The organism is Agromyces molybdatiresistens, assembly GCF_052748445.2.
Genome location: NZ_CM188258.1, coordinates 463,720 through 484,489 on the forward strand (window position 1 = coordinate 463,720; position 20,770 = coordinate 484,489).

Below are 20,770 nucleotides of genomic sequence, written 5' to 3' on the forward strand. Positions count from 1 at the left end.
GCCCGTCGGCGTCAGCCGTGCCCGATCGGCTCGCTCGTGCCGCGGAGCAGCACGGGCAGGGTGCGCGTCGCGTACGGCGAGGCGTCGAAGTCCTCCTCGCGGTTGCCCATGAGCAGCCAGCTCTCGAACGAGCGCTCGTAGGTGTCGACCACGACGCGCACGGCGAGCGTCGACGACCACGTGAACCGGCGGTCGAGCTTGCCCATCAGGTCCTCGAACACGGGCACGAGCCGCTCGACGAACGAGCGCTCGGCGGCGGCCGCCGCGTCACCGCCGCCGGCCTGCGAGGTCAGCGCGCGGAGGCGCCTCTGGGCGCGGATGATGAGGCCGCCGCGATCGAGCGGCCAGGAGTCGGCGAGCATGCGGGCCGCGATCTCGACGGGGTCGGGGGTCGCCTCGGATGCCTCGGCGTCGCCGTCGACCTCGGTGCCGGCCCCGGGCTCTCCGCCGACCTCGGCGCCCGGGATCGAGACCGCGTCGAAGGCGTCGACCGCCGAGCGCAGGCGGCTCACGCAGTCGTGCACGAGCTGCTCGTTGACGGCGTCGAGCAGGGCGTCATCCGTCGGGAAGAACCGGCGGAACGCCGTCGGATGCACGCCGTTCTGCTCGCAGATGTCGGCGATGAGCCGGTCGTCGAGCGCACGCCCCGAGCCGAGCGCGACGCGCGCTGCGCGCGTCAGCCGGTCGATCGTCACCTGCCGCTGCTCGCTCCCTCGGCTCACGCCCGGCCTCCGCTTCCGTGTCGTCCGACGCTTCTCGTCCCGACCCCCGATGAGCGTACTCCCCGCGCGTGCGCGGCCCGGAGCGGCCGCGTAGGCTCACGCAGCGTGGAGGAACGCCCGATCACCGATACGGCGCCGCGGCTCGCGCCGCTCGGCCTCGGCCTCGCCGCGCTCGGCCGCCCCGCCTACATCACCGCGGGCCGCGACGCCTCGCTCGGCGGCGACCGCAGCGTCGAGGCCATGCGCGAGCGCGCACACGCGCTGCTCGACGCGGCATGGGAGCGCGGCATCCGCTTCGTCGACGCCGCCCGGTCGTACGGGCGGGCCGAGCAGTTCCTCGGGTCGTGGCTCGCCGCGCACCCCGAGCGTCGCGCCGAGCTCGCGATCGAGTCGAAATGGGGCTATGCGTACGTGGGCGGATGGCGCATGGACGCCGACGTGCACGAACGCAAGGAGCACTCGCTCGCCATGCTCGAGCGCCAGTGGCCCGAGACCCTCGCCGCCCTCGGCGGCCGGCCCGACCGCTACCTCGTGCACTCGCTCACCCCGGACAGCCCCGCGCTCGCCGACGAGGCGCTCCTCGACCGGCTGCGCGAGCTCGCGGCATCCGGCGTCGCCGTCGGCGTCTCGACGAGCGGACCGCACCAGGCCGACGCGCTCGACGCCGCGCGCGAGCTGCCCGACTCGCCGTTCGCCACCGTGCAGGCGACGTGGAACCTCCTCGAACCCTCGGCCGGGCCGGCGCTCGCTCGGGCGCACGAGGCGGGCTGGTTCGTGGTCGTGAAGGAGGCCGTCGCGAACGGCCGGCTGACCCCCGCCGGCGATGAGGCGGATGCCGCCGCGCTCGCCACGGCCGACGGGCAGCCGCTCGACGCGCTCGCGATCGGCGCCGCGCGCGCCCAGCCGTGGGCCGACGTCGTGCTCTCGGGTGCGGTCACGGTCGAGCAGCTCGACGCGAACCTCGCTTCGCGCGCGCCGGGTGCGTCGGCGGATGCCTCGGGGCCGGCCCCGCTCGGCGCGCTCGCCGAGGACCCGGCCGCGTACTGGGCCGCGCGCGGCGCACGCGCCTGGGCGTAGGGCGCGCCGACGCGGCATCCGTCACCGCATGGGGCGGTTGCACAGGGCCGAGGTCTACCCTGAAATGTGACTTCCGACGACATCTCCACCGAGGCCGAGGCTCCGGAGGAGCCCACGACGCCCACCTTCGCCGATCTCGGACTCGAGGGGGCGGTGCTCGAGGCGCTCGACGACGTCGGCTACGAGACGCCCTCAGCCATCCAGGCCGCGACGATCCCGACGCTGCTCGAGGGGCGCGACGTCGTCGGCCTCGCGCAGACCGGCACCGGCAAGACCGCCGCGTTCGCGCTGCCGATCCTCGCGCGACTCGACACCTCCGACCGCAGCCCGCAGGCGCTCGTGCTGGCCCCGACCCGCGAGCTCGCGCTCCAGGTCTGCGAGGCGTTCGAGAAGTACGCCGCGCACCTGCCCGACCTGCACATCCTGCCCGTCTACGGCGGCCAGGGCTACGGCGTGCAGCTCTCGGCGCTGCGGCGCGGCGTGCACATCGTCGTCGGCACGCCCGGCCGCGTGATCGACCACCTCGACAAGGGCACGCTCGACCTGTCGGGCCTCAAGTACCTCGTGCTCGACGAGGCCGACGAGATGCTGAAGATGGGCTTCGCGGAGGACGTCGAGACGATCCTCGCCGACACCCCGGAGGAGAAGCAGGTCGCACTGTTCTCGGCGACCATGCCCGCGGCGATCCGCCGCATGTCGGAGCAGTACCTGCGCGACCCCGAGCAGATCACGGTCAAGACGAAGACGCAGACCTCGGCGAACATCACCCAGCGCGTGCTCGTCGTCGCCCACGCGCGCAAGGTCGACGCGCTCACCCGCATCCTCGAGGTCGAGGACTTCCAGGGCGTCATCATCTTCGTCCGCACCAAGAACGCGACCGAGGAACTCGCCGAGAAGCTCCGCGCGCGCGGCTACGAGGCCGCCGCCATCAACGGCGACATGGCCCAGGTGCAGCGCGAGCGCACGGTCGAGGCGCTCAAGTCGGGCAAGCTCGACATCGTCGTGGCGACGGATGTCGCGGCCCGTGGACTCGACGTCGAGCGCATCACGCACGTCGTGAACTACGACATCCCGACCGACCCCGAGCCGTACGTGCACCGCATCGGGCGCACCGGCCGCGCCGGTCGCACGGGCGACGCGATCAGCTTCGTCACGCCGCGCGAGCGCGGCCTGCTGAACCGCATCGAGCGCACCACCAAGCAGCAGATGACGCCCATGCAGCTGCCGAGCGTCGACGAGATCAACGAGTCGCGGCTCGCCCGGTTCGACGACCGCATCTCGGCCGCGCTCGAGCAGACCGACCGCGTGAGCGGCTTCCGCGACATCATCGACCACTACGTGCGCCACCACGACGTGCCCGAGTCGGATGTCGCCGCGGCCCTCGCCGTCGTCGCGCAGGGCGATTCGCCGCTGCTCATGGAGGCCGAGCCGGAGCCCGCACCGCGCGAGCGCGGCCGAGACCGCTTCGACCGCGACGACCGAGGCGGCCGCGACGGGTACGACCGCGACGACCGGGGCCGGCACGATCGGCGCCCGCGCGAGGGCATGGCGACCTATCGCCTCGACGTCGGCAAGCGCCACCGCGTGATGCCCGGCCAGATCGTGGGCGCGCTCGCGAACGAGGGCGGACTCGCGCGCGACGACTTCGGCGCCATCCGCATCCAGGCCGACTTCTCGCTCGTCGAGCTGCCCGCGAACCTGCCGGCCGACGTGTTCCAGCGGCTCGCCGACACGCGCATCTCCGGGCGGCTCATCGACCTGCGCCTCGACACCGGCGGGCGGCCGCGCCGCCAGTACGACGACCGCCGCGGCGGCGGCGGCCGTGGGTACGACCGCGATCGCGGTCAGGGCGGCGGCGGCCGCGGGTACGACCGGGACCGCGGGCAGGGCGGCGGCCGAGGGTACGACCGGGATCGCGGGTACGACCGGGATCGCCGCACCGACGGCGACCGCGCGCAGGGCGGCGGTCACGGGTACGACGGCGACCGACGGACCGACGGCGACCGCAAGCCCCGGAAGCCGCGCCACGGCAAGTCCTGAGGACGCATGAGGATCCTCCCGATGGCACCCGCGAGGGACGCATGGGACGGATCCTCATGCACGAGGTTGCGCGGCCGGCGGTCGCGGGCGGCCGCTCGGTGCCGATGACGGGTCAGGTGCGGCGGGCGAGTTCCTCGCTGCGCCAGCGCTCGTAGCGGTCCCACGGGTCGGCGACACCGGCGGAGAGCTCGGCGACGTGCCGCACGATCGGCTCGTCGAGCCGGAACCACTCGCCGCCCGGCCAGCGGGATGCCGCGAACTCGGCGTGGCGCCGGTGCTCGAGCGTTCGGCCGCCGCGCTCGAACGCGAGGACCTCGTCGTGGGGGATGACCGCGAGCCGCTGCCGCGGGTTCGACGAGGTGCCGATCTTCACGCGATCGCGCCAGCGGACGTAATAGACGACGTCGACGCGCGGCGGCGGCAACTCGCCATCCGGCACCTCGCCCACCCGCCACTCGCAGACCGCGCACGCCCACCCGGAGGCGTACCGCACGCCGATGCGCGAGCCGCACACGAGGCAGGCGGCGGGCAGCAGGTCGGTCACGCCGTGCTCGCGAGCGACCCAGTCGTACGCCGCGAGCAGGTGCGCGGTGCACAGCGCGAGCGGCGCGCCGGGCTCTGCGGTCGCCCGGCACGGCCCGCGCTCGTCGACGGCCGTGCAGGCCGCGGCATCCGCTCTCACCCCCGCAGGCTACGCCGACCCGCCGACGCGGCCGTCAGGCGTCCCCGTGCGCGCGCCGCTCCATCTGGTAGATCGCGGCCTGCGTGCGACGCTCGAAGCCGAGCTTCGAGAGCAGCCCCGAGACGTAGTTCTTGACGGTCTTCTCGGCGAGCCCGAGCTGCTCGCCGATCTGCCGGTTGGTGAGGCCGTCGGCGATGAGCGCGAGCACCTGCCGCTCGCGCAGGTTGAGAGCGCTGAACCGCGGGTCGTCGTGCTCGTCGGCCTTGGCCTGCCGGGAGACGCGTGCCGCGATCGAGCGGTCGATGAGCGAGCGGCCGGATGCCACCTTCCGCACGTCCTCGACGATGGTGGTCCCGCGCACGTTCTTCAGCACGTACCCGGCGGCGCCGGCGAGCACGGCCGACATCGCCGCCTGGTCGTCGTCGTACGCGGTGAGGATGAGGCAGGCGAGCTCCGGATGCCGCGATCGCAGCTCGCGGCAGAGGTCGATGCCGTCGCCGTCGGGCAGGCGCATGTCGAGCACGGCGACGTCCGGGTGCGTCGCCTCGATGCGCGCGAGCGCTTGCGCGACGGTGCCGGCCTCGCCGACCACCTCGAGGTCGTGCTCGCGATCGAGGAGTTGCGCGACGCCGCGCCGGACGATCTCGTGGTCGTCGACCAGGAACACTCGGGTCATGACAGCGGGTTTCCTTCCGTGGGGGCGATCGGGGCGGACCACCGGGCCCGGGTCCCGGCGGCGCTGCTGTCGAGGTCGAACGCGCCGCCGAGCCGTTCGGCCCGAACCCTGAGGTTCTCGAGCCCGCTGCGCCGCGTCGACTCGCCGAGGCCCCGGCCGTCGTCCGCGACTTCGGCCGCGACGCGTCCGTCGGCCGCGACGATCGAAAGGGTGACGGATGCCGCGCCCGAGTGCTTCACGGCATTCGAGAGCAGCTCCCTGACCGACGCGGTGAGCTCGTCGGCGAGCGCTCCCTCGGAGAGCAGGTCGACCGGCCCGGCGAACGAGACGGCGACCGGCTGGGGGAGGTGCCGCGACGCCGAGCCCGCGAGGTCGAGCACGCGATGGCGCAGGGTCGGCGCGCCGCCGTCCTGCGGGGTGAGCGCGAAGACGATGGTGCGCACCTGCGAGATCGCCTCGTCGATCGCCTCCACCGCCGAGCCGAGCCGCTCGGCCACGGCGTCGGGCGCGTCGGCGGCGGCCGCCTCGAGGTCGAGCCCGGCGCCGTAGAGCTGCTGCACCACGTGGTCGTGCAGGTCGCGCGCGATGCGCGCCCGGTCCTCCAGGAGGAGTCCGCGGTGCTGCGCCTCGCGCGCCGCGGCGAGTTCGCCGGCGAGCGAGACCCGGTCGGCCAGGTCTTCCGCGATGCGCATCTCCGCGGGCGTGAAGTGCGGGGCGCCGGGGCGCCGGGCGGCGGCGATCACCGCCCGCGGCGCGCCGTCCGCGCGCAGCGCGGTGAAGAGCACGGGGCCGCAGGAGCCGTCGTGGTGCAGGGCGAGCGCGTCGGGCGGCTCGATCCGCCCGCCGGGCGCAGCGCGCGTCTCGCCGCCCTCGAGGACGACCGCGGCGAGCGAGCGACCCGCGTCGATGACGCTGCCGGCGAGGCAGTCGTCGGAGGCGACGCCGCGCACCTCGAGCACACGCACCGAGGTGTCGCCGTCGGCGACGAGGATCGCGACGCGGTCGGCGGCGCCGCGGTCGACGAGCTCGTCGGCGAGCAGCGCCGCCGTTCCCTCGGACGAGGAGGTCAGCAGGGCGGAGACGACCTGCGCGGATGCCGCGGCCCAGGCCTCGCGCGTGCGGGCCTCCGCGTATCGGCGCGCGTTGTCGACCGCGAGCCCGGCTGCGGTCGCGAGCGCCGAGATGAGCTCGACGTCCTCGTCGCTGAAGGTGCCGCCGCGCCGGTTCGTGAGGTAGAGGTTGCCGAAGACCTCGTCGCGGACGCGCACGGGGACGCCCAAGAAGGAACCCATCGGCGGGTGGCCCGGCGGGAATCCGACCGAGCGCGAGTCGTCGCCGATCGCGTCGAGCCGGATCGCGTCGGGATGGTCGATGAGCGCACCGAGCAGGCCGCGCCCCTCGGGGAGGTGGCCGATCCGCCGGACCGCGTCGTCCGGCATCCCGACGTGCACGAACTCCTCGAGGCCGCCCTGCGGGGCGAGCACGCCGAGCGCGCCGTACTGCGCATCGACGAGCTCGACCGCCGAGGTGACGATGCTCCGGAGCACCTCGGCCAGTTCGATCTCGCCGACGATCGACCGGGTCGCGTCCAGCAGGGCGCGGAGCCGCCCCTGCGTGCGCATGACCTCCTCCGCATGCTCGACGAGGGCGCTCAGCGCGCGATCCAGATCGGCTCGCGGGCCCTCGGGGAACGACAGCGGCGCCGTGTGCTCCATGCCACCTCCATGGCGGGCGGATGCTGCGAATCTACCATTCGGCGTGTCGCCGGGGAGGCGGGACCAAAGGCCCCGGTCCGGGGGGCGCGCGCCGCGGATGCTGGACCCATGACGATCGTGGTCGGGGCCGACGGAAGCGTCGCGAGCCGCGCCGCCGTCGAATGGGCGGCCCGTCGCGCGGAGCGCACTCGCGACGCGCTCGTGCTGGTCACGGTCGTCGACGACGGATGGGGCAGCCTCGGCGAGTCGGCCCTCGTCGAACTCCGCGCCACAGCGGAGGAGCGGGCCGAGCGAGAGACGGACGTCGCGCGGCGGATCGCGCCGGAGGTCGAGGTGCGGGGCGTCGTCGCGGTCGGCAGCCCGATCCTGACGCTCGCCGAAGCTTCGCGGGACGCGGACCTCGTCGTGGTCGGCACCCACAAGGTCGGGTACTTCCACGGTCGTGCGATGGGCTCGCGCAGCCTGCAGCTCGCGGCCGTGGCGGCGTCGCCGAGCGCGGTGGTCCCCGTCACGTCGTGGCGCGGGCGCTCGGGGGTCGCGGTCGGGATATCCGAGGGACGCGAGAGCGACGAGGCCGTGCGATTCGGGGCCGTCGAGGCGAGTCGGCTCGGCGAGCCGCTCGTGCTCGTTCGCGCAGCGGACGGCGACGACGTCCACGAGCGCGCGCTCGAGCGCGCGGCGGAGCTCGCCGCGGCCGTCGATCCTGACCTGCAGCTCGACGTCCGCAGCACGGGCGGCGACGCCTCCGACGCGCTCATCGCGGTGACGCGTCGAGCCGTGCTGACGGTGACCGGGCGCCGCGTCGCGAGCCGCGGCTTCCTGCCGCTCGGCCGCACGAACTCCGACCTCCTGATGAACCTGGCCGGCCCGGTCGTCGTCGTGCCGCAGGTCGCGGTCGAGGCGGTCCTCGTCGGCTGGTCGGTCGCCTGACCCGTTCGACGACGAGCGGATGCCCCATCCGCGCGCCCGAGTCAAGACCCCCCGTTCGGGAGGCGCTTCCGCCCGTCCGCAGGTATGCTGCTGCACTGCGACGGAACGACGGACGAGGCGATGGACGGCATGGAAGACCCTGGTGCGGGTCCCCGCGAGGGGCGCCGCGGCCGTCACGCGGCCCCGGCCGCCGGAGCGACCGGGCCGTTGAGTCGCGTCGTGTCGGCGATCGGTGCCTGGCTGGCCGTCGCGCTCGCCCACGTCGCCGGGGCGGTCGCCCGATTCCGGTCCGGGCCGACGCTGCCGTGGATCTCGGCGCATCGCATGCTCGTGCTCATCGTCGGTGCACTCCTCGTGTCGGGGACCGCGTTCGCCGCGACCGCCGCGGTGATCGCGCAGCCGCCGGTCGCGGAGGGCAGCGGGTCGACCGACGACGGCTCGCGACCGCGGCCGGCATCCGGGTTCGTGATGCCGAGCCCGGTGAGCGACGCACCCGATGCGTCCACCGCGCCGCCGAGCCCGTCGCCGACGCCGGAGCCGACCGGTTCGGCCGACGACCCGGCAGGCGAGCCCGCACCGGTGACCGACCCGGAGCCGACGACCGACCCCGTCGAGCCGACCGAGGAGCCCGACACGGGCAACGGCCGGCCCGATCCACCCGGTGCCTCGAACCGGCCCGACAAGCCCAAGGACTGACCACCGGCGCGCTCCGAGCGCCGTGCGTTCAGGTTCGTCACACTCCGCCTTCACCGGCCGTTCGGCCCGATGTGCTGCGCTAGCGTGAGTCCACCCGGACGTCACCCCGCAACGATCGGAGCACACGTGAGCACCCGGCTGGCCGAGCACCCTCGGCCGTCGCACTTCCTCCTGCACGTCAGCGACACGCACCTGCTCGCCGGAGGGGGCCGGCTCTACGACCGCATCGCGGCCGACCGGCACCTGCACGAGCTGTTCGAGCAGTTCGAGGCATCCGGCGGACGCCCCGACGCCATCGTCTTCACCGGCGATCTCGCCGACCGCGGCGAGCCCGAGGCCTACGAGCACCTCCGGCGCATCGTCGACCCCGTCGCGGCCCGCCTGGGCACCCGGGTCATCTGGGTCATGGGCAACCACGACGAGCGCGATGCGTTCCGGCGCGGGCTCCTCGGCGACGGCATCGGCGGGCAGCGCCCGGTCGACCGCGTCGACGACGTCGGCGGCCTGCGCGTCATCACGCTCGACTCCACCGTGCCCGGGCACCACCACGGCGAGGTCACGGGCGAACAGCTCGACTGGCTCGCCGAGGAGCTCGCGATCCCCGCCCCGCACGGCACGATCCTCGCCATGCACCACCCGCCGGTGCCGAGCGTGCTCGACCTCGCCGCATCGGTCGAGCTCCGCGACCAGGCGGCACTGGCCGAGGTCGTCGCGGGCAGCGACGTCCGCTCGATCATCGCCGGGCACCTGCACTACTCCTCCACCGCGACCTTCGCCGGAGTCCCGGTCTCGGTCGCGTCGGCGAGCTGCTACACCCAGGACCTCACGGTGCCGACGGGCGGCACGCGCGGGTGGGACGGCGCACGCGCCTTCAACCTCGTGCACGTCTATCCGACGACGGTGCTGCACTCGGTCGTGCCGCTCGGCGCGCACGCGCCGCTCGACTTCATCGACGCCGAGGAGTCCGCCCGCCGGCTCGCGGCCGACGGCATCGTGATCGCGGACGCCGCGGCGCGCGAGTCGTCGCCCGGGTCGATCGTCGAGCCCGTGTCCCTGATCGTCCCGCCGCGGACGCTCGCGTTCCGCCCCTGACGGGTCGGCCGGACGCGTCGTCGACGGGACGTGACGGCGAGTCCGGGCGGTCAGGCCGTGAGGCTCGGCCGTTCCTGCGACGTGCCCGGCCGCGCCGCGGCATCCGTCGTCTCGCGCTTCTCCCACGGTGCCGCGAACGGGAAGTACCGCTCGAGGAAGTCGATGACCGCCTCGGTGCGCTCCTCGACCGAGATCTCGGGGAAGCTGCCGTCGTTCAGGCAGAACATGTCCATGTCACGCCGCTTCAGCAGGCGCTTCATCGCGGGGAGGGCGCGCTGCAGCGTCGTCTCGATGTACTTCACCTTCGCGTCGGTCTGCACGACCGCGCGACCGGTCAGCAGCGCGAAGTAGTGGTAGAGGGAGTTCGTCACCGAGATGTCGGTCGCCGAGCGGAAGCGGCTGGCCGCCGTGCGGCGGAACTCCTCGGGGAAGGTCGCCTCGAGCTCGGCCAGGACGCTCCGGCGGATCGGTGCGGCGCAGTGCTCGAGGTGCCGGGTCGTCACCTTGCCGAACCGCTCGCGCAGCAGGGCGCGGTTCACGCGCGCCGCGTTCTCGAACCCCGAGCGGCTCGGGTCGGACTCGCCGAGGCCGATGCGCGTGCCCGCCTCGACGAACTTCGTGATCCCGCCGGGCGAGAAGAACAGCTCGGGCGAGACGGGGCGACCGAAGAACATGTCGTCGTTGGAGTAGAGGAAGTGCTCGGCGATGCCGGGGATCCGGTGCAGCTGGCTCTCGACCGCGTGCGAGTTGTAGGTCGGCAGCACCGAGGTGTCGGCGAACATGTCCTCGGCCCGCACGATCGTCACCTTCGGGTGCCTGGCGAGCCACGCCGGCGGGCGCGAGTCGGTGCAGATGAAGATGCGGCGCACCCACGGCGCGAACAGGTACACCGACCGCAGCGCGTACTTCAGCTCGTCGATCTGCCGGTATCGGGCCTCGGAGTCGTCGCCTGAGCCGACGACGTAGGTCTGCATGCGACGAGCCCGCTCGCGCACGAACTCGACGTCGGAGCCGTCGACCCACGAGAAGACCATGTCGATCTCGAAGTCCACGTCGCTCGCGAGCGGCTCCCACATGTGCTCGAGCGTGCGCCAGTCGCGGCCGTGCAGGTGGACCGTGGCCTCGACGGCCTCCCCGCGGGGGAGCGTGCGCCGCATCAGCGCGTTCTCGATCGGCGCCTCGATGACGTCGTCGCCGAACCGCCAGAACTCCAGCTGCACCGCGGACTCCGAGCCGTAGCGCAGCCGGCCGACCGGCTCGATGCGCGGGCGGTAGAGGCGGACGGCGAGCGGCTTGCGGGCCGTGGACAGGGCGCCGTCGGCGACGAGGACGTCCGGGGCATCCGCGGCCTTCTCGGGGATGAGGGTCGCGGAGTAGAACGGCTCGTTCGCGAACGCCGTCGTGATCGCCCGGACGACGCGCTTGCGGGCGGCGCGATCGACCGCGATCACGGGGCGGCCACCGTCGCGGCGCACGAGCAGGTAGTCGATCCGCGCGTCGTCGAGGGCGGATGCCACGGCCACCAGGTCTTCGACCATCGACTCCTGCGGCGTCGCGTGGCCGTTCCGCAGCGCGTACTGGCCGCGGCGCACGACGAGGTCGTCGCGGCGGAACCGCGCGTGCTCGGCGTCGGGTTCGACGATGACGAGCTCGGGAGCACCGCTCAGCTGCAGTCCGCGGTCGACGTCCGGCACGCGCCGGTGGAAGGCGTCGCCCTCGAGGCGGATGCGGTCGTCGCGGGGCTGGTCGGGCTCGTTCGTCGTCACGTCGTGGGGTGCTCCGGTTTCCGGTGGGCGGATGGCGCGACTGCGCCGGATGGCTCAATCGTACGACCGCCCGGCTGGGCGCCGAGGCGCTCGACCCGCACCCCGTCGGGGTGACCACTGTCGCGTCGCGTGTTGCGTCGCATGTCGTGCGGTGACGCATGGTGACGCTCGGCCGTTGAGGGCGTCGGCGCGGGTTCCATAGCCTCGACGCACCCGCCAGCCAGGAGGCGTCATGACCAGCACCGCGACCACCGTGCCCGCCCCTCCCGGCGCGCCCGCCGTCCCGGGCGCGCCCGCAACCGTCGGCGCGCCCGCAGCGGCACGCCCCCTCGACGCGCGCCGCGCACCGGGCCCGCTCGCCGAGCTCGTCGACGCCGGGCTCGAGGTGCCCGTGCTCGGCGGCGGCACGGTCCGGCACGTGAACCTCGACGTCGCGGCATCCGCCCCGGCCCTCGCCGCGGTCGCGGCCCACGTCTCCGCCGTGCTGCCCTACTACGCGAGCGTGCACCGCGGCACGGGCTACGCGTCGCAGGCGTCGACCGCGCTGCTCGAGGACGCCCGCATCGCGGTGGCCCGGCACGTGGGTGCGCGTCTCGACGACACCGTCGTCTTCACGCGCAACACGACCGACGCGCTCAACCTGCTCGCCGGCGCCGTTCCCGGCGAGACGGTCGTGCTCGACGTCGAGCACCATGCGAACCTGCTGCCGTGGGAGCGACGGGGTCGCCGGGTCGTCGTCGCGTGCCCGACGTTCGCCGCCACGCTCGACGCGCTCGCGACCGAACTCGCGCGGCGTCCCGCCGCGCTGCTCTCCGTGACGGGCGCATCGAACCTCACGGGCGAGGTGCTTCCGCCGGCCGCTCTCGCCGACCTCGCGCACGCGCACGGCGCGCGACTGGCGGTGGATGCCGCGCAGCTGCTGCCGCACCGGAGCGTCGACCTCGCGGCATCCGGCATCGACTACCTCGCCTTCTCGGGGCACAAGGCCTACGCGCCCTTCGGGGCGGGCGCCCTCGTCGGCCGCGCCGACTGGCTGGACGCCGCGCCCGCCCACCTCGCCGGCGGCGGCGCCGTCGAATCGGTGGCAGTCGAGGGCGCCGAGTGCGCCGTCGAGTGGAAGGCCGGGCCCGAGCGCCACGAGGCGGGCACACCCAACGTGATCGGCGCGGCCGCGCTCGCGCGCGCCCTGGTCGAGCTCGAGCGGCTCGGCGACGACGCCCGCCGCGCGCACGAGGACGCGCTCGCCGCCAGGCTCCACGACGGACTCGCGGCGCAGCCCGGCGTGCGCGTGCTGCGCGGCTTCGCCGACCTCGACGACCGGCTCGGCATCGCGACGTTCGAGCTCGAACACGGGTCGGTGGGGCTCGTGGCCGCCGCGCTCGCCGCCGAGCACGGCATCTCGGTCCGGGCCGGGCGGTTCTGCGCGCACCCCTTCTTCGATCGGCTCGCGACCCGGGCCAACGGGCTGCGCGTCAGCCTCGGCGCCGGGTCGTCGGCGGACGACGTCGACCGCTTCCTCGACGCGCTCGCGGGGCTCATCGCCGACGGGCCTGCCTTCGAGTACGACCGGACGCCCGGCGGTTGGTGCCCCCGAGTCGACGACCGCCCGCGACCGAGCTTCGCCTGAGGCCGGACGCGGTCCCCGACGGCGCGCACCCGCGGCGACCCGGCGGCTGCGGCATCCGATCACGCGCCTACACTGGTTCGGGTCGAAGGGGGGTCGGATGCGTCCGCTCAGCGAAGACGAACTCAGGTCGTCGTTCGTGAACGCGACCGATCGGGAGCTCGCGGAACTCGAGTTGCCGCTGGAGTACCTGCTGGTCGACTGGGAGCACGTCGACGCGCTCGCGTGGCGCGACCGCAGGGCCGGCCGCCGCGGCTACCTCGTCACGCTCATCGACGACGAGCCGGTCGGGATCGTGCTGCGCGCCGCCGATCCGCCCGCGTCGCGCTTCCGCGCGGGCATGTGCAACCTGTGCCACACGCAGCAGCCCGCGAACCAGGTGACGATGTTCTCCGCGCGCCGCGCCGGCGAGGCCGGGCGGAACGGCAGCACGGTCGGCACCTACGTCTGCAGCGACCTGTCGTGCCAGGAGAACGTGCGCCTGCATGCGCCGCTCGCGCCGGCCGAGGTGCGCAGCGGGGCGCTCGCGTGGTCGCGCATCGACGGGCTCGCGCGGCGGACGCGCGCCTTCGTGGAGGGCGTGCTCGCCGACTGACCGCCGTCGCGCGCCGCATGGGCGGGGCTCAGGCGTCGAGGGCCACGGGCTCGAGGGTCGGGCGCTTCGCGGTGCGGCCGTCGCCCGACGAGCGGCCTGTGAGGCGCCGGCCGATCCACGGCAGCACGTACTCGCGGTAGTAGGTCGCGGTGTTGCGGCTCTTGCGTCCGGCGGGAGCCGCGGCGACCTCGGCCACGCCCCACTCGTCGGGCACGGGCACGCCGAGCGCCGTGAGCACGTTCGAGGCGACCTTGGCGTGCCCGAGGGAGTTCAGGTGCAGCTGGTCGGCCGACCAGTACCGGATGTCGCGGAGCCGCCGGTCGCTGAAGTTGTCGACGAACGTGACCCCGTCGAGCTGCGCCAGGTCTTGGAGCGCGGCCGTCAGGCGGGCGCCGCGCGCGTCGAACACGCGGCCGAGTGGGAGGTGGTCGGTCGGGTTCGCACCGCTCAGCATGAGCACGTGGATGCCGTGGTCGCGGATGCGGTGGATCGCCTGGCGGAACCGGTTGGCCACCATCTCCTCGGGCATTCGCGGGCGCAGCATGTCGTTGCCGCCGCCGTTGAAGCTGATCACCTCGGGGCCGAGCGCGATCGCCGCCTTGAGCTGCTCGTCGATGATCGGCCCGAGCTTGCGGCCGCGGATCGCGAGGTTCGCGTACCGCACCGGCTCGGGTGCCGCCGCCTTCGCCAGGCCCAGCGCCACGAAGTCGGCCCACCCCCGCGAGACGCCGTCGGGCAGTTCATCGCCGACGCCCTCGGTGAAGCTGTCGCCGATCGCCGCGTAGGAGTGGAACATGCCCTCCACGCTATCGCGCGGGCCCGATGCCCTGCCGGGCCCCGCTCACGAGCGTCGCCCGGCCTCAGTGCGCGTGCTCGAGCTCGCAGTCCGCGCCGGGATAGAGCAGCGCCTCGTGCCCGTCGTCGAAGCGGACCCAGTACGGCGGCGCGCCATCCTCCCCCCGCACCTCGAGGACCTCACCGTGCTTCTCGGCGCTGCCCACCTGCTTGCCGTGGATGACCAACCGGTCGCCGACCGTCGCCTGCATCGCGAACCTCCTCGCCCACTCGTCAGGGTACGCCGACGCGTCCGGGGCCGGTAGGGCCTTGCAGTCACCCCGGGCGCTCCGCCCGCGGGCGTGCCGGGACGATGGCGATCAGTCCGTCGCGAGCAGCGCCGCCCACAGGTCGGCGCGCGCGTGGAAGCCCGACAGGTCGCGGCCGAGGAGCTTCTCGGCGAGCGCGATCCGGCTGCGCACGGTGTGCCGGTGCACGCCGAGCTCCTGCGCCGTCGCGTCGAACTGGCCGCCGTGCTCGAGCCACGTGCGCGTGGTCTCGAGGAGCGTCGTGCCCTGCTCGCGGTCGTACTCGATGAGCGGCTCGAGCGTGGCGCGCGCCACGGCGCGCGCGTCGGTCCGGGCGAGGAACGCGAGCACGCCCTGCCGGCTGATGTCGTCGAACCACACGACGCCGGAGGAGGTCTCGCGGGCGCGCTCGACGGCCCGCAGCGCCTGCTCGTGCAGGCGTGCGAGCTCGGTGACGGATGCCGCGTCGGACACCCCGACTGGAACGTCGAACTCGCTCGCGAGCTCGTCGGCGACCTCGCGGTCGGCGTCCTCGCAGACGATCACCGCCGACTCGCCGTCGCGGCCGAAGAAGAGTCGGCCGCCACGGTCGTCGACGCGGAGCTCGAGGAACTCGGCGAGCCGATCGGCGTGCTCGGGCGGCAGGTCCGCGACCGCGACGCGCACGGGGTCGGCGGGCAGCGGGCCCCACATCTCGGCGGAGACCTCGGCGGCGAGCTCCACGTCGCCCGCGAGCATCGAGCGCAGCAGACCCGAGCGGAGGTGCCCGCGAGCCCGGTCGAGGTCGCGGTTCTGCTCGAGCGCGAGCCCGGCGAGCGCGATCACGGCGGTCACGACCTCGCGGCCCGCCTGGTCGAGTTCGGGGGAATCGCCGATGGCGAGCACGCCGCGGAGCGCGCCGCCGGCGCCGAGCGTCTGGAGCGTCATCCGCTGCGCCCGCCCGACCGACGCGCCCGCCTCGAGCGTGCGGCTCGCGCGCTGTCCGCGGCGGAGCATCGAGCGCGCCTCGCCCACGACCTCGCCGAGCGCGGGCTGGCCGAGCCCGCCGACCGGGGCCTCGCGATCGAGGGCGCCCGCGGCGTCCACGAGGCCGACCCAGGTGCCGAGGCGGTTGCTCAGCTCGGTGAGCGTCGCGCCGAGCCCGTCGGGCCTGAGGGCCGCGAGCGAGATCGCGCGCTGCGCCTGCAGCGCCCACGCCTGGCGGGCGTTCGCGTCGGCCGCGTTGAGTTCCGCGATCGTGCGCGCGACGCGGATGAAGGGCGTGCGGTAGGGCACCTCGAAGAGCGGGACGCCGTGCCGGGCGCACGCCTCGACGAGGAGCGCGGGCGTGCCGTCGCGGACGACCTCCGTGCCGAAGCCGAGCGCCGAGATGCCGGCGCCGGCGAGGCGCGCGACGTACGCGTCGATGTCGGCCGGGTCGTCGCTGCCCGAGTCGGCGCCGAACTGCGTGCCGGTCGTGAGGAGCACCTGGCCGGGCTCGAGGAACGGCGCCGGGTCGGCGAGGTCGGAGCTGTGCACCCACGGGACGGCGGCGTCGAGGGCGTCGCCGGGCAGCGCGTCGGCGTCGGTGAGCAGGGTCAGCGCGAGGTCGTCCCGGCCGAGCAGGGTGCGCACGGTGGGCTTCACGGGGCCTCCTTCTGTACGCAGCGTCGAGCAGAGTGGGTTCGAGTGTACATCGGGGAGGGGGTGGCATCCGTTCCGCGCTGCCTACCATTGCCCGACATCGCCACCGTCGTCACCGCATCGGAGCATCGCATGACCATCGTCGAACCCACGGCCACCGCCGTCGGCGGCCCCGCCCTCACGCAGGAGCGCCGCCTCGTCACCAGCATCCCCGGCCCGCGCTCGCAGGAGCTCATGGCCCGCAAGGCGCAGGCCGTCGCGAAGGGCGTCGGGCACACCATCCCCGTCTCGGTCGTCGCGGCCGGCGGCGGCGTCATCGTCGACGCCGACGGCAACTCGATCATCGACCTCGGCTCGGGCATCGCCGTCACCGGCGTCGGCAACTCGAACCCGCGCGTCGTCGACGCCGTGAAGGCCCAGCTCGACGCGTTCACGCACACGTGCTTCACCGTCGCGCCGTACGACTCGTACGTCGCCGTCGCCGAGAAGCTCAACGAGCTCACCCCCGGCGACCACGAGAAGCGCTCGGCGCTCTTCAACTCCGGCGCCGAGGCCGTCGAGAACGCGATCAAGATCGCGCGCCACCACACGAAGAAGATGGCGGTCGTCGCGTTCGATCACGCCTACCACGGCCGCACCAACCTCACCATGGGCCTCACGGCGAAGAACATCCCGTACAAGAACGGCTTCGGCCCGTTCGCGCCCGAGGTGTACCGCGCGCCGCTCAGCTACCCCTTCCGCGACGGCGGCCTGTCGGGCGCCGAGGCCGCGGCCCGCGCCATCACGCAGATCGAGAAGCAGATCGGCGCCGAGAACCTCGCCGCGATCATCATCGAGCCCATCCAGGGCGAGGGCGGCTTCATCGTGCCCGCGCAGGGCTTCCTTCCCGCGCTCGTCGAGTGGGCGAACGCGAACGACGTCGTCTTCATCGCCGACGAGGTGCAGACCGGCTTCGCCCGAACCGGCGCCTGGTTCGCCAGCGAGCACGAGGGCATCGTGCCCGACCTCATCGTCACCGCGAAGGGCATCGCCGGCGGCCTGCCGCTCTCGGCCGTCACCGGCCGCGCCGAGATCATGGACTCCGCCAACGCCGGCGGCCTCGGCGGCACGTACGGCGGCAACCCGCTCGCGTGCGCCGCCGCGCTCGCCGCGATCGAGGCCTACGAGGAGGACGGCCTGATCGAGCGCGCCAGGCAGATCGGCTCGGTGCTCATCGGCCGCCTGAACGCGCTCCGCACGGCCGACCCGCGCATCGGCGACGTCCGCGGTCGCGGCGCCATGGTCGCCGTCGAGCTCGTCGACCCCGCCACCGGCGCGCCCGACGCGGCGCTCACCGCGAAGGTCGCCGCGTACGCCCACGCCAACGGCGTGCTCGTGCTCACGTGCGGCACCTACGGCAACGTCATCCGCTTCCTCCCGCCGCTCGCCATCTCCGACGAGCTGCTCATCGAGGGCCTCGAGGTCGTCGCGGAAGGGCTGCGGAACGCATGAACCCCGTGACGGCGACGACGGCGTCGCCCCCGGTCATCGCACACGCGGCATCCGTGCCCGGCGCGCACGCGGCATCCGTCGCCGACGCCGAGCCCACCCCGCTCGTCGACGCCCGCGCCCAGCTGGCCGAGGCGATCGAGCTGCTCGGCTACGGCGACGGCCTCCACCGCATGCTCGCGACCCCGCGTCGCGAGATGGCGGTCGCCGTGCCGCTGCGCCGCGACTCCGGCGAGACCGAGGTGTACCTCGGGTACCGCGTGCAGCACAACTTCAGCCGCGGCCCCGCCAAGGGCGGTCTCCGCTACGCGCCGAACGTCAACCTCGACGAGGTTCGCGCGCTCGCGATGTGGATGACCTGGAAGTGCGCCCTGCTCGACGTGCCGTACGGCGGCGCGAAGGGCGGCATCGCGATCGACCCGCGCGACCACTCGGTCGGCGAGCTCGAGCGCGTCACCCGCCGCTACACGAGCGAGATCCTGCCGATCATCGGGCCGGAGCGCGACATCCCCGCGCCCGACATCGGCACGGACGAGCGCACCATGGCCTGGATCATGGACACCTACTCGGTGAACTCCGGGTACACCGTGCCCGGCATCGTGACGGGCAAGCCCATCGCGCTCGGCGGTTCGCTCGGCCGCGCGTCGGCCACGAGCCGCGGCGTCACGCACATCGCGATCGCCGCGCTGCGGCACGCCGGCATCGAGCCCGGCCGCGCCACCGCGGCCGTGCAGGGCTTCGGCAAGGTCGGCGCGGATGCCGCGCGGTTCCTCGCCGAGGGCGGGGTTCGCGTCACCGCGGTCAGCGACCAGTACGGCGCCGTGCGCAACGACGCGGGCCTCGACATCGAGGCGCTCTCCGACCACGTGCGCGCGACCGGCTCGGTCGTCGGCTTCGCCGGCGCCGACGAGCTCGACCGCGATGCCGTGCTCACCCAGGACGTCGACCTGCTCGTTCCGGCCGCCGTCGAGGGCGTGCTCCACGGCGGCAACGCCGCGGACGTGCTCGCCAAGGTCGTCGTCGAGGGCGCGAACGGGCCCACGACCCCCGCGGCCGACGCGATCCTCCGGGAAGGCGGCGTGCTCGTCGTCCCCGACATCCTCGCCAACGCGGGCGGGGTCATCGTCTCGTACTTCGAGTGGGTCCAGGCCAACCAGGCGTACTGGTGGCGGGTCGACGAAGTCGAGAGCAGACTTGAGGAGCGGATGCTGAACGCCTGGCGTCACGTCCTCGGCTACGCCGAGACCCGCGACCTCTCGCTCCGCACCGCCGCCACGGCGCTGGCCGTCGAGCGCGTCGCCGAGGCGCACCGCCTCCGCGGGCTCTACCCGTGATCGCGCGCCACCACCGCACACCGAACGAACGGACATCCCGAGCATGACCACCGCAACGCAGGAATCCGCACTCCTCGACCAGGTCGCCGACGGCCTCTTCATCGGCGGCGAGTGGGTCGCCGCCGAGGGCGGGAAGACCTTCGAGGTCCGCGACCCCGCCACGGGCGACGTGATCAAGACCATCGCCGACGCGTCGGCCGCCGACGGCATCCGCGCCCTCGACGCGGCCGTCGCCGCGCAGGACGCGTGGGCCGCGACGGCGCCGCGCGAACGCGGCGAGATCCTCCGCCGCGCATTCGACACGCTCATGGAGCGGGCGGAGGACTTCGCCCTGCTCATGACGCTCGAGATGGGCAAGCCGCTCGCCGAGGCCCGCGGCGAGGTCAAGTACGGCGGCGAGTTCCTCCGCTGGTTCAGCGAGGAGGCCGTGCGCATCACCGGCCGCTACGGCTGGAACCCCGAGGGCACCGGCCGCATCGTCGTCGCGCAGCGCCCCGTCGGCCCGTCGTACTTCATCACGCCGTGGAACTTCCCGCTCGCGATGGCGACCCGCAAGATCGCGCCGGCGCTCGCCGCGGGGTGCACCGTGGTCGTGAAGCCCGCCGCGCTCACGCCGCTGACGACCGTCGCGTTCGTGCAGCTGCTCGAGGAGGTCGGCCTGCCGAAGGGCGTCGTGAACGTCGTCACCACCACGAGCTCGTCGAAGGTCTCAGCGCCGATCATCGCCGACCCCCGCCTGCGCAAGCTCTCGTTCACCGGTTCGACCGAGGTGGGCCGCAAGCTCATCGAGCAGTCGGCGCAGGGCATCCTCCGCACGTCGATGGAGCTCGGCGGCAACGCCCCGTTCGTCGTCTTCGAGGACGCCGACCTGGACAAGGCGGTCGAGGGCGCGATGGTCGCGAAGTTCCGCAACATCGGCCAGGCCTGCACCGCGGCGAACCGCTTCATCGTGCACGAGTCGGTCGCGGCCGAGTTCGCGCGCCGCGTGACCGAGCGCGTCTCGGGCATGAACGTCGGCCGCGGCACCGAGGACGGCGTGCACATCGGCCCGCTCATCGACGACGACGCCGTCGCGTCGACGCACGAGCTCGTCACCGACGCCGTCTCGAAGGGCGCGAAGGTCCTCGCCGGTGGTTCGGCGATCGACGGCGCCGGCTCGTTCTACGCGCCGACCGTGCTCGGCGACGTGTCGGCCGACGCGCGCCTGCTCCGCGAGGAGATCTTCGGACCGGTGCTCGGCATCACCACGTTCGCCGACGAGGACGAGGCGGTTCGCCTCGCGAACGCGACCGAGTACGGCCTCATCTCCTACGTGTTCACGCAGGACCTCGCCCGCGGCCACCGCATGATCGACCGCCTCGACACCGGCATGATGGGCCTGAACACGGGCCTCGTGTCGAACGCGGCGGCGCCCTTCGGCGGCGTCAAGCAGTCGGGCATCGGCCGCGAGGGCGGCTTCGAGGGCATCCACGAGTTCCTCGACACGAAGTACACCCTGATCCCGGCCTGACCGGGACCGGCCCGGTTCGACCGGGTCGATCGGATGCCGCGGCTCGCGCCGCACGCGTCGCGCCCCGCGGCATCCGGCCCCCACTCTTCGCTCCGCTCAGGAGCGCCGGCACCACGCA

Annotated in this window: 18 protein-coding genes; 10 read left to right on the plus strand and 8 right to left on the minus strand. The window is 74.0% G+C overall.

Going from position 1 to position 20,770, the window contains the following annotated elements; translation table 11 throughout:
* Positions 1-11 precede the first annotated feature (11 nt).
* A complete protein-coding gene (locus tag ACULK2_RS02155; protein ID WP_445970036.1) occupies positions 12-722 on the minus strand; it encodes a hypothetical protein in 711 nt (236 codons plus the stop codon).
* Between the two features lie 105 nt (positions 723-827).
* On the opposite strand from ACULK2_RS02155, the gene ACULK2_RS02160 reads away from it, so the two are divergent.
* The gene (locus ACULK2_RS02160) at positions 828-1,799 is read left to right on the plus strand and encodes an aldo/keto reductase (RefSeq protein WP_445970035.1); all 972 of its coding nucleotides are present in this window, start codon (positions 828-830) and stop codon (positions 1,797-1,799) included.
* Between the two features lie 66 nt (positions 1,800-1,865).
* Entirely contained in the window at positions 1,866-3,839 is a 1,974-nt protein-coding gene (locus ACULK2_RS02165; RefSeq protein WP_445970034.1) for a DEAD/DEAH box helicase, read from the plus strand.
* Between the two features lie 112 nt (positions 3,840-3,951).
* Here the strand turns inward: ACULK2_RS02165 and ACULK2_RS02170 are convergent, their stop codons facing one another.
* The 3 genes from ACULK2_RS02170 to ACULK2_RS02180 are packed head-to-tail and all read right to left on the minus strand — an operon-like array spanning position 3,952 to position 6,912.
* Complete coding sequence (locus ACULK2_RS02170; protein WP_445970033.1) at positions 3,952-4,521, minus strand: GIY-YIG nuclease family protein; 570 nt, start codon at positions 4,519-4,521, stop codon at positions 3,952-3,954.
* Positions 4,522-4,555: 34 nt separating this feature from the next.
* Positions 4,556-5,197 (minus strand): response regulator transcription factor, encoded by a 642-nt coding sequence (locus ACULK2_RS02175; protein WP_445970032.1) that lies wholly within the window; start codon positions 5,195-5,197, stop codon positions 4,556-4,558.
* Complete coding sequence (locus ACULK2_RS02180) at positions 5,194-6,912, minus strand: sensor histidine kinase (protein WP_445970031.1); 1,719 nt, start codon at positions 6,910-6,912, stop codon at positions 5,194-5,196. The genes ACULK2_RS02175 and ACULK2_RS02180 overlap by 4 nt, the downstream gene beginning before the upstream one ends.
* A gap of 108 nt (positions 6,913-7,020) precedes the next feature.
* On the opposite strand from ACULK2_RS02180, the gene ACULK2_RS02185 reads away from it, so the two are divergent.
* The 3 genes from ACULK2_RS02185 (at position 7,021) to ACULK2_RS02195 (ending at position 9,630) form a co-directional block, all read left to right on the plus strand.
* Positions 7,021-7,842, plus strand: coding sequence for a universal stress protein (locus ACULK2_RS02185; protein WP_445970030.1), 822 nt, complete (start codon positions 7,021-7,023; stop codon positions 7,840-7,842).
* 219 nt (positions 7,843-8,061) lie between these two features.
* A complete protein-coding gene (locus ACULK2_RS02190) occupies positions 8,062-8,538 on the plus strand; it encodes a hypothetical protein (protein ID WP_445970029.1) in 477 nt (158 codons plus the stop codon).
* 126 nt (positions 8,539-8,664) lie between these two features.
* A complete protein-coding gene (locus ACULK2_RS02195) occupies positions 8,665-9,630 on the plus strand; it encodes a phosphodiesterase (protein WP_445970028.1) in 966 nt (321 codons plus the stop codon).
* Positions 9,631-9,680: 50 nt separating this feature from the next.
* Here the strand turns inward: ACULK2_RS02195 and ACULK2_RS02200 are convergent, their stop codons facing one another.
* Positions 9,681-11,396 carry a stealth family protein gene (locus ACULK2_RS02200; protein ID WP_445970027.1) on the minus strand — a complete coding sequence of 572 codons (1,716 nt, stop codon included), beginning with the start codon at positions 11,394-11,396 and terminating at the stop codon, positions 9,681-9,683.
* Positions 11,397-11,628: 232 nt separating this feature from the next.
* Between ACULK2_RS02200 and ACULK2_RS02205 the strand changes: the two genes are divergently transcribed.
* Complete coding sequence (locus ACULK2_RS02205; protein ID WP_445970026.1) at positions 11,629-13,023, plus strand: aminotransferase class V-fold PLP-dependent enzyme; 1,395 nt, start codon at positions 11,629-11,631, stop codon at positions 13,021-13,023.
* Between the two features lie 97 nt (positions 13,024-13,120).
* Positions 13,121-13,615, plus strand: coding sequence for an FBP domain-containing protein (locus ACULK2_RS02210; protein WP_445970025.1), 495 nt, complete (start codon positions 13,121-13,123; stop codon positions 13,613-13,615).
* 28 nt (positions 13,616-13,643) lie between these two features.
* Here the strand turns inward: ACULK2_RS02210 and ACULK2_RS02215 are convergent, their stop codons facing one another.
* The 3 genes from ACULK2_RS02215 to ACULK2_RS02225 all read right to left on the minus strand — a co-directional run bounded on the left by ACULK2_RS02215 (position 13,644) and on the right by ACULK2_RS02225 (position 16,323).
* Positions 13,644-14,411, minus strand: a complete 768-nt coding sequence (locus tag ACULK2_RS02215; RefSeq protein WP_445970024.1) for an SGNH/GDSL hydrolase family protein — start codon at positions 14,409-14,411, stop codon at positions 13,644-13,646.
* A gap of 64 nt (positions 14,412-14,475) precedes the next feature.
* Positions 14,476-14,661, minus strand: coding sequence for a DUF1918 domain-containing protein (locus ACULK2_RS02220; RefSeq protein ID WP_445970023.1), 186 nt, complete (start codon positions 14,659-14,661; stop codon positions 14,476-14,478).
* Positions 14,662-14,769: 108 nt separating this feature from the next.
* Positions 14,770-16,323: a PucR family transcriptional regulator gene (locus ACULK2_RS02225; RefSeq protein WP_445970022.1), complete on the minus strand. Its 1,554-nt coding sequence runs from the start codon at positions 16,321-16,323 to the stop codon at positions 14,770-14,772.
* Positions 16,324-16,452: 129 nt separating this feature from the next.
* Between ACULK2_RS02225 and gabT the strand changes: the two genes are divergently transcribed.
* From gabT to ACULK2_RS02240, 3 genes are read left to right on the plus strand one after another with little or no spacing between them, the layout of a single operon-like run.
* Positions 16,453-17,811, plus strand: coding sequence for a 4-aminobutyrate--2-oxoglutarate transaminase (gene gabT / locus ACULK2_RS02230; RefSeq protein WP_445970021.1), 1,359 nt, complete (start codon positions 16,453-16,455; stop codon positions 17,809-17,811).
* Positions 17,808-19,142, plus strand: coding sequence for a Glu/Leu/Phe/Val family dehydrogenase (locus tag ACULK2_RS02235; RefSeq protein WP_445970020.1), 1,335 nt, complete (start codon positions 17,808-17,810; stop codon positions 19,140-19,142). Before gabT ends, ACULK2_RS02235 begins: the two co-directional genes overlap by 4 nt.
* Positions 19,143-19,185: 43 nt before the next feature.
* A complete protein-coding gene (locus ACULK2_RS02240; RefSeq protein WP_445970019.1) occupies positions 19,186-20,652 on the plus strand; it encodes an NAD-dependent succinate-semialdehyde dehydrogenase in 1,467 nt (488 codons plus the stop codon).
* The last annotated feature ends 118 nt before the right edge of the window (positions 20,653-20,770 follow it).

What these genes read in the sequence shown, in the direction of transcription:
- ACULK2_RS02240 (WP_445970019.1), top strand. Translation starts at nt 19,186, where the DNA reads ATGACCACCGCAACGCAGGAATCCGCACTCCTCGACCAGGTCGCCGAC.
- ACULK2_RS02235 (WP_445970020.1), top strand. Translation starts at nt 17,808, where the DNA reads ATGAACCCCGTGACGGCGACGACGGCGTCGCCCCCGGTCATCGCACAC.
- ACULK2_RS02175 (WP_445970032.1), bottom strand. Translation starts at nt 5,197, where the DNA reads ATGACCCGAGTGTTCCTGGTCGACGACCACGAGATCGTCCGGCGCGGC.
- gabT (WP_445970021.1), top strand. Translation starts at nt 16,453, where the DNA reads ATGACCATCGTCGAACCCACGGCCACCGCCGTCGGCGGCCCCGCCCTC.
- ACULK2_RS02180 (WP_445970031.1), bottom strand. Translation starts at nt 6,912, where the DNA reads ATGGAGCACACGGCGCCGCTGTCGTTCCCCGAGGGCCCGCGAGCCGAT.
- ACULK2_RS02185 (WP_445970030.1), top strand. Translation starts at nt 7,021, where the DNA reads ATGACGATCGTGGTCGGGGCCGACGGAAGCGTCGCGAGCCGCGCCGCC.
- ACULK2_RS02210 (WP_445970025.1), top strand. Translation starts at nt 13,121, where the DNA reads ATGCGTCCGCTCAGCGAAGACGAACTCAGGTCGTCGTTCGTGAACGCG.
- ACULK2_RS02215 (WP_445970024.1), bottom strand. Translation starts at nt 14,411, where the DNA reads ATGTTCCACTCCTACGCGGCGATCGGCGACAGCTTCACCGAGGGCGTC.
- ACULK2_RS02220 (WP_445970023.1), bottom strand. Translation starts at nt 14,661, where the DNA reads ATGCAGGCGACGGTCGGCGACCGGTTGGTCATCCACGGCAAGCAGGTG.
- ACULK2_RS02205 (WP_445970026.1), top strand. Translation starts at nt 11,629, where the DNA reads ATGACCAGCACCGCGACCACCGTGCCCGCCCCTCCCGGCGCGCCCGCC.